General features: G+C 36.3%; 8 protein-coding genes. All 8 read right to left on the minus strand.

Annotated features, from left to right (window positions below; translation table 11 throughout):
• Positions 1-23: 23 nt before the first annotated feature.
• The 8 genes from A5819_RS00580 to A5819_RS00615 all read right to left on the minus strand — a co-directional run bounded on the left by A5819_RS00580 (position 24) and on the right by A5819_RS00615 (position 8,517).
• The gene (locus A5819_RS00580) at positions 24-1,364 is read right to left on the minus strand and encodes a PTS sugar transporter subunit IIC (protein WP_086281166.1); all 1,341 of its coding nucleotides are present in this window, start codon (positions 1,362-1,364) and stop codon (positions 24-26) included.
• Positions 1,365-1,428: 64 nt separating this feature from the next.
• The gene (locus A5819_RS00585) at positions 1,429-1,743 is read right to left on the minus strand and encodes a PTS sugar transporter subunit IIB (protein WP_086281164.1); all 315 of its coding nucleotides are present in this window, start codon (positions 1,741-1,743) and stop codon (positions 1,429-1,431) included.
• Between the two features lie 63 nt (positions 1,744-1,806).
• A complete protein-coding gene (locus A5819_RS00590) occupies positions 1,807-2,817 on the minus strand; it encodes a LacI family DNA-binding transcriptional regulator (RefSeq protein WP_086281161.1) in 1,011 nt (336 codons plus the stop codon).
• Positions 2,818-2,913: 96 nt separating this feature from the next.
• The gene (locus A5819_RS00595; protein WP_254907289.1) at positions 2,914-3,315 is read right to left on the minus strand and encodes a DUF1398 family protein; all 402 of its coding nucleotides are present in this window, start codon (positions 3,313-3,315) and stop codon (positions 2,914-2,916) included.
• Between the two features lie 112 nt (positions 3,316-3,427).
• Complete coding sequence (gene trxB, locus A5819_RS00600) at positions 3,428-4,360, minus strand: thioredoxin-disulfide reductase (protein WP_086281154.1); 933 nt, start codon at positions 4,358-4,360, stop codon at positions 3,428-3,430.
• A gap of 233 nt (positions 4,361-4,593) precedes the next feature.
• Positions 4,594-6,378 (minus strand): ABC transporter ATP-binding protein, encoded by a 1,785-nt coding sequence (locus tag A5819_RS00605; RefSeq protein ID WP_086281152.1) that lies wholly within the window; start codon positions 6,376-6,378, stop codon positions 4,594-4,596.
• Entirely contained in the window at positions 6,378-8,129 is a 1,752-nt protein-coding gene (locus A5819_RS00610) for an ABC transporter ATP-binding protein (protein WP_086281149.1), read from the minus strand. Before A5819_RS00610 ends, A5819_RS00605 begins: the two co-directional genes overlap by 1 nt.
• A 166-nt stretch (positions 8,130-8,295) precedes the next feature.
• Positions 8,296-8,517 carry a YneF family protein gene (locus A5819_RS00615; protein WP_010760812.1) on the minus strand — a complete coding sequence of 74 codons (222 nt, stop codon included), beginning with the start codon at positions 8,515-8,517 and terminating at the stop codon, positions 8,296-8,298.
• Positions 8,518-9,033: the final 516 nt, after the last annotated feature.

Below are 9,033 nucleotides of genomic sequence, written 5' to 3' on the forward strand. Positions count from 1 at the left end.
TACGCCTGCTTTCTCTACTTAACTTATATTGTTGCTTGCTGCCCTTCTTCTAAAGCTGCTTCATCTTGTCTTTTCGCTGCAATTTCTTTTTCGACCATATTTTTGTCAAATGCTTTAAAGAATGGTAAATAAATGAGACCTGCTATAACGATATTGACCATTGCTAAAACAGCAGCTCGCCAATCAAGACCTGTCGCCATCATAGCACCGATTGGAGCAGGCAAAGTCCAGGGTGCAATTGCAATCGGATAATTGACTAAATGGAAAACACCCATTGCTAAGTAGGTGATGATCCCCATAACTACTGGCGCTGCAATAAATGGAATTGCAAAAAATGGATTCATCACAATCGGTACACCAAAAATCAGCGGCTCGTTGATATTAAAAATACCTGGAATTAAAGTAAATTTACCCATCTTTTTACAAAATTCTGATTTTCCGAAAAAGGCCATCAAAAATGCCAATGATAAAGTGGCACCAGCTCCGCCGATCCAAATAAACCATTGGAAAAATTGTTCTGTCATAAAATGCGGAATTGCTGTTCCTGCTGCGGCCGCATTGATATTGGCATTTAAGTTTTCGTACCAAAATGGATAGAGGATCGGTGTTGCAATGATCATTCCGTGAATTCCAAAGATCCAAACGATTGTAATCAATAAGATCGGAACAATTACTGATAATAGATTATCTCCTGCAAAATAACGAATCGGAGAAAAGACCCACTGTAACGCACTATTGATATCAAAATTCAAGCCAACCTTGATGATCCAAGCCGTTACGATCACAATTGCACCTGGAATCAACGCTGCAAATGAATTGATCACTGATGTTGGAACGCCATGAGGCATTTTGATTACCAGATTGCGTTTTACGCAAAAACGGACGACTTCTACTGTAAAAATTGAAATAATGATTGCTGTAAATAATCCGCCTGCTCCAAAATTTCCCATCGGCAACACTGTTCCACTAACCGTCAAACCTGCTTTTTCTGCAACTTCTGGATCAATCGTACCTGGTGTGATTGCGGCAATCAAAAAAGCTAACACTGCTAAAACGCTTGTTGATACTTTATCTAATTTGTAGTCTTCACATAAACTTGAAGCAATCCCAATGCAAACATAAACTGACATAAAATCCATCGTGAAGTTCATGGGAATCTTTAAATTGTCAGCATATGGCGTAATAAACTCTTTCCAAGCATCGATCGGTAGATTCAGCATGATAATAAAGACTGAACCAATAATCGTGACAGGAATGATTACGCTCATCCCATTTCTCACCGCAGTCAAGTAGCGATTATTTGCAATATGCCCCATAACCTCAACGACTTTACCAAAATTGAACTTACTTGCTTTTGTGTTCATTTTTTTCTCCTCTCGTTTTTGAACCGTTTCAATTTTAATTTAAAAATAAAAGATACTAGTCCTTTTATTTTTTTACTGATTGTTGGATCAAGCGATACAGATCTGGAATCCCCATCGGCGTATATAAAATACCTTCAATTGGAATCAATGGAATGTTTTTGGCATCTGCTTCTTTTTGTAAATGGGCCTTTCTAAAGCTAACCTGAGGCGCTAAAAGCAAAGCATCCCAATCTTCTTGCTGCATTTTCAAGCTAACTTCTTCTGTCCCCGTTGCCTCCATATAAAAATCTTCATTCCCGTTTTTCTTCGCTTCAGCAACCAAATTCTCTGCTAAAATCGATGAACTCATTCCGCCGCCACATGCTAATAATACTTTCATAAAATTGCCTCCCTCTTTTTTGAACCGTTTCAATTTTATGATGTAATTATAATATGCAAACGCTTAACTTTCAAGCCCTTTTTTTATTTTTTTTACCGAATCACGCCAAAGTAAGCTTGTTTCCAGCTCTACCACAGTTTTTTCAGTGATTGTAGTATCTTTGATTTTTTGTATCAATAAGGCTCCAACTGTTTCTCCGATTTGCTTAACTGGTTGTTCTACTACCGTTAGTTTCGGCTGAAAGATATCGCTTAGTTCAAAATGATCAAATCCTACGATTGATATATCTTCCGGGATTGCTAACTGACGTTCATAGACTGCTTGAACTACACCTAATGTCATATAATAATTGGTCGTGTAAAGCGCGGTTATATTTCCTTTATCTAGCATTTTTTTAGCTTTCAAATAACCTGATTCTTTTTTATAATCGCCAATTTCAATTGTTGCATCTGCATAAAGATCTAATTCCTTCATAGCATCGACAAAACCATTCAACCGTTCTCTGCCAATGAAACGATCTTGACTTCCCGCAATAATACCAATTCGTTCATGTCCTAATTCAGCAAGTTTTTGGACAACATCATACGACGCTTTATAGTTATCAACTAAAACTGTGTCCGTTTCGAAATCACTGATTGGTGAGTCTACGGCTACAATCGGAATACCTTCTTTTTCAAATTTATCTAAAACTGCCAATTTCTTTTCAAGGTGGAAAATAACAATACCATCTACTGATCTTGAGCGTAAAAACTCTAATTTTTGTTCTAACTTGTTTAGATCATTTTGGTAATCACATAGAATCAAGCTGTAGTTATTTTCTTCTAAGTAAGATTCCAAGTAGGTAACGATAGATGTTGCAAAAACATCTGTCAACGTATTGATCACAACACCAATCGAAAGACTTTTATTATTTTTTAGCCCTTTGGCAATAATGTTTTCTTCATAGCCTAATTTTTCAATTGCTTCGCGAATATTCGTCATATTACTTTCTTTTAGTTGATGACCATTTAAATATCTTGAGACCGTTCCTAGTGAAACGCCGGCTTCCTTTGCTACTTCTCTAATCGTTGCCACGCTAAATAAACTCCTTTCTATTATTTGCTATCTCAATACTAACTAAGGTTTCCATTTATTTCAATAAAAAGATGGCATGCTGTTAGATATTTTTAGTTATACTTCTGGAATAGGTTCACTTAAAAGAAGCTTTCCGTTTTGATTGAAATAGTCCACTTGTATAGAAGATAAGTCTGTCCGCCAATAAGCTACCCCAGCAGCACCTGCTAACTCTGTGAATCGTTCAAATGAAATCGTACCTGATTGTGCTTGCAAAACTGCCTTTTTAATTTCGGTCGCAGAGCCTTTATCTGTGACTTTTTTAGGTTTTCCATTCATTTGGATATCAACATACGATGCATCATCATAGTAGCGATAAATACCTGTAGCCACTAAATAATCATATCTTTTCACACCAATTTTTTTAAACTCTCGGATCAATTCTGCAAATCCACCAGCATTTTTTTCATTATTCACAATTGCTTCAATAGCATTAAAATCAAGACTCAACTTCTTCACTCCTATCTGATAATATAAAAATAGATCTAGGTCAAAACTTATCAAGTTTTGACCTAGATCTTGATCCGTAAACATTAGACTGAAACCTTAAATAGCTAATCCATTTTTTCATCTATTTAACTTCTTCAACTTCTGCCATATCTTCGATATATTTATAGACTTGTTGTCCGGCAGTTCCGCCTTCACCAACTGCAGTTGTGATTTGGCGCAATGTTTTCTCACGAACATCACCAATTGCAAACACACCTGGCATACTCGTTTTCATATCTTGGTCTGTTTCGATCCAACCTTCCGCATTCGTTAAGCCAGATTTCTTGAACGGTTCTGTCAATGGATCAAGTCCAACATAGATAAAGACACCATCAGCTTGGATTTCTTTTACTTCATCAGTCAATACATTTCTTAATTGTCCACCCGTTACAACCATATCATTTCCAACGATTTCTTCTAAAACGGTATTCCATTCAAAAGAAATTTTTTCATTAGCAAACGCGCGATCTTGAATGATCTTTTGCGCACGTAAGGCGTCACGACGATGCACGATCACAACTTCTGAAGCAAATTGCGTTAAATAAATCGCTTCTTCAACTGCAGAATCACCACCACCGATAACTAATAAGCGTTTGTTACGGAAGAACGCACCATCACAAACCGCACAATAAGAAACACCACGACCTGCAAATTCTTCTTCCCCTTTAACACCTAATTTACGATGTTCACAGCCTGTAGCAATGATCACTGTTTTAGCTTGATAGGTTTTATCATCACAAATCACTTCTTTATAAGAACCTTGATCTTTGATATCCATTACAATGCCGTATGCATTTTCAGTACCAAATTTTTCAACGTTTTCGTACATTTTATAAGCCAGTTCAGGTCCCATGATCGAGTCAAAACCTGGATAGTTTTCAACCTCAGCCGTATTATTCATTTGACCTCCTGGTGCTCCACGTTCAATCATTAATACTGACAGATTAGAACGAGACGCATATAAAGCGGCAGTCATACCAGCTGGTCCTGCTCCAATTATAATTACATCATACATAAATTTTTCACCCTCCGAATTTTTCAAGTACATTTACTTTACAACTTAACTAGTTGCTTGTCTACATTTCTGCCCAATAATCTTGTTCATTTAAAAGCAAAATGATGTTCAGCATGCTACTTTTCGTTTCCCATTATAGCATGCTTTTTTCTAGATAACATCTCTTTCTCCCTTACTTTTAATAAGAAAAAAAGCTTAGAAATAGCTTGCAAGCTATTTCTAAGTTTTTCTTTTTAACCTTCACTATTTTGTAACTGATACATATCTGCATATAACCCATTCTGAGCTAATAAGTTATCATGATTGCCACGTTCTACAATCCGTCCTTTGTCTAAGACCAAAATCAGATCAGCATCACGAATGGTGGATAAACGATGGGCAATAGCGATCGTTGTTCTGCCTTGACGCATATTCGCTAACCCTTCTTGAATCAACCCTTCTGTCTCAGTATCAATGTTTGCTGTTGCTTCGTCTAGTACTAAAATTTTTGGATCTGTTACGATTGTTCTAGCAAATGAAATCAGCTGACGTTGACCGCTTGAGTAACTTGCACCTCTTTCAATCACTTTTGCATGGTATTTTTTAGGGAGGGTTTCAATAAACTTATCCGCTTGAACAAATTCAGCTGCTGTTTTGATTTGCTCATCGGTAATCTCTGGGTTCAACATTCGAATATTGCCAGCAATATCACCATAAAACATAAAAGCATCCTGCAGAACTAGCCCTAATTTTTTTCTTAACTCTGGTAATGGATACTCACGAATATCACGATCATCGATCAAGATTTCACCCTCATAAAACTCATAAAAACGCATCAAAACATTGATAATTGAGCTTTTACCACTTCCTGTATGACCAATCAATGCAACTGTCTCACCAGGATTTGCAATAAAACTGATGTTTTTCAACACTTTATTTTTACCATCATAGGAGAAACTGACATTACGAAATTCGATTTTCCCACGAATAATTTCCGCATTCGCACCATTATTTTGTTGCGGCGTCAACTCTTCATTATCAAAGATTTTTAAAATCCTACTGCCTGCAACCATGCCATCGGTAAAGACACTGAGGAAATCCATCATTTGTGTCATCGGATTAAAAAATGCTTGAACATACGTTACAAACGCATAAATCAAACCGACTTCAACAGGAGAGTGTAACGCATCATAACCAAATAAGGTTAATGTCAAACCAATCGCCAATGTATACAAAAAGTTAATGATTGGTCCTAAAAGCAATGAATTCGTTCTGATCATTGAAAAACGCGTACGCAAATAATCATTATTGGTTTCTTCAAATTCTTTTTCTAAACGACGTTCTTGTCTAAATTGCTGAATGATCTGCATACCAGAAATATATTCATTTAATTTAGTGTTTAACTGACTTAATTTTTCCCGCATACTGCGATAAATTCTAGAACTAAATTTTTGATAGTACCAGATCACAATCAAAAGAATGGGTAAGAAAATCAAGTTGTACAACGCAATTTTCCCATTAATTTGAAACATCGCAATAAATGATGAAACTACCGCAAAAATTCCTGTCAACACCATTAAAAAGACATACCAAAATTCAAATAAAGTTTCTGTGTCATTCGTAACTCTGGAAACGATTGAACCTGCTGGTGTTTGATCAAAGTACCGCATACCTAGAGTTTGTAGTTTTTCAAATAGCTTCACACGAATATATTGATAGGTTTTCAGCGAAGCAGTTGAATATAGAAACCATTGGAAAAACCAGACAATACTTTTAACGATCACACCAAATAGATATAAACCAGCAAAAAAGAGAATTACTTGGTTCGTCGCCGTTTTTGGTGTTAAATAATCGTCCATAAACAATTGAATAATCCTTGGCAAAAGGATATTAATAACAGCAAGTACCAAAGCAAATAAAATGGCAATTAAAAAGGTACCACGAAATGGACGCGCAAATTTTAGCAACCGTCTAACAATTGAAATTTGTTCTTTTATAGGAACTGATTTTGTCCATTCTGATTCATATTTTTCTTCCATTATGCTTCACTCCCTTCAATTTTCGCTTCTAATTGCTGTTTATCCCACATCCGCTTGTACCAGCCAGCTATTCTTAGTAGCTCTTGATGGGTACCGCGTTCAACAATTTTTCCTTCATCTAAAACAATAATCTCTTTGGCATGCATCACACTACTTAGTCGATGAGCTGCAATAATCGTTGTTTTTCCCTTTCTAACTTCTTTTAAATTAGAAAGAATCGCTTCTTCTGTTTTTGCATCCACTGCGGATAAAGCATCATCTAAAATCAATAATTCTGGATCAACAATTAATGCCCTAGCAATCGAGATTCGTTGCTTTTGTCCACCAGATAACGAAACTCCTCGTTCTCCAACCAATGTATCGTACCCTTTTGGAAATGCTTTGATCTCGCTATTGATAAACGCCATTTCTGCGGCTTGCTCCACTTCTGCTTCGGTAAAATCTGGATTTGCAAAACGGATATTATCCCGAACTGTCATTGAAAACAGAAAGTGATCTTGTGGAACATAGCCAATCGAATGCATCACAGCATCCAATGAATAATCTTTGATATCATGACCGCCAAATGTCACACGCCCTTGATAATGATCAAACTCACGCATCAACAATTTTAAAATCGTTGTTTTTCCGGCACCCGTTTTACCAACGATTCCTAATGTTTCACCAACACCCACCGTAAATTTAATTTGTTCTAAAGTTGAATGGTCATTTTTAGGATAAGTGAACTGCGCAACTTCCATTGAGAGCTGACCTTTCGCTGGTGTTTGGATGGCATCTTTTTTTTCAATGATATGAGTCTTTTCATGCAACAATTCATTGACACGATCATAGCTAGCATTTCCTCGCTCCAGCACGTTAAACAGGCGACCAATTGCAAACATCGGCCAAACGAGCATTCCTATATAACTTATGAAAGAAATCAACTGCCCAATCGTAATCGTGCCTTCCATAATAAATCGTCCGCCCATAATAATTGTTAGAACATATGAAATCCCAATGATCAACGTAATAAACGGATCAAATAAAGCATCTAAAAAGTTAACTCGTTTATTTTTAACAATAGCATCATCAATTTTCTCTGTAAAATCTTGAATATCCTCTTTTTCCTGGCCAAATGTTTTAATAACTTTCATCCCAGTGATACTTTCTTGAGTTTTGTCGTTAATCGTTGAAAATGCTGCTTGTGAATCTCTAAAAGCATCATGCAATTTTGACCCTAAAACTCTTGATGTTACCGCTAACAAGGGTAATGGAATCAAAGCAATCAACGTTAAACGCCAATCCACAAATAAAATCATGGCAATAATCGTGGCACCACCTGTGATCAATGAATCCGCAAAAGTCAAAATCCCTGCTCCAGCAACATTTTGAATCGCATTCAAATCATTTGTTGCATGGGCCATCAAATCACCGGTTCGATATTTCTGATAAAAAACACTATCCATTTTTGTAAAGTGATGAAATAATTGCCGTCTTAAATCTTTTTCTAATCTAGCTGCACTTCCCCAAATATAAATTCGCCAGATGTAGCGAAAAACATATTGTGCAACAGCCGCAGCTAATAAAATTCCAATCCAAAATAAAATTGGTTTGATCGTTAAATTTTTGTCGGCAATTTTATCCACAACAATTCCGATCACCTTCGGCGGAACTAACTGCACTAGTGCAACCATCACTAATGAAAAGACCCCAATAACATAACTTTTCTTCTCTTGTTTGAAAAACCACCCTAATTTTTTAAATATAGACATGTATCATTCTCCTCTTCTAAATTGACTACTGTGCGCTCACATCTTTCATTTGTTGTTTTCCCATCTTAATACAACTCCTTTCATTTATTAAAAAATAAGTGCAAAAAAAACGAGCTGAAAAAATCAGCCCGTTGTGCTCTTGAAATCTGAATCGCAATGTAAAAACCTATTTGTCTCCTTGGTTCTTCATTTGCTGCATCATTTGACGTATCTTCTTCTCAGAAGGTTTTTGTCCCATAGACATCATCATCATTCGTAACATTTCCTCATTAACGGGAGGATTCTTTTTAAAATAATCTTGCATATATTTGCGCGCAAGGAAAAATCCGCCTGCTGCACCTGCTAATAAAGCGATAATCGCGATTAACACTACTAAACCTGTTGACATATAAATCTCTCCTTTCCACTAGAAAAGTTGAATAAGAACTTCTGCTGGATAAAAGTTGCAGTCACTATTCCTATTGAACTTCAATTTCTAAATTTTATTGGGATTATTTATCCCTAATTTATTAAATTACTCTCAAGAAACCATTTTACTAGAAACAGACCAAAAAGAAAAGGTCTTTTGTCATATTCCTCACAAGAAATTTCTGAAAGACGATTTCTACTTATTTTGTCTAGCTTTACAGGCTAACACTATGCTCTGCTTCGATCTCATCAATTCCTAATAGCTAAAGCTCAAAGGATTGAAGATCTTCGGAAAATTGTGACAAAAAACGTCACCCTCTGATTTTCCTATTTTTCAGTCAAGGCTAAACGAGCCTGTTCAGCTTTTAATTTTATCCAGCTTTACGGGCTAGCCCTTCGGAAAAAAGATAAAATCCGATTGTGACAAATAAACGTCACCCTCTGATTTTCCTATTTTTCAGTCAGAGCTAAACGAGCCTGTTCAGCTTTTAATTTT

Source organism: Enterococcus sp. 7E2_DIV0204, assembly GCF_002140855.1.
GTDB lineage: Bacteria > Bacillota > Bacilli > Lactobacillales > Enterococcaceae > Enterococcus_L > Enterococcus_L lemimoniae.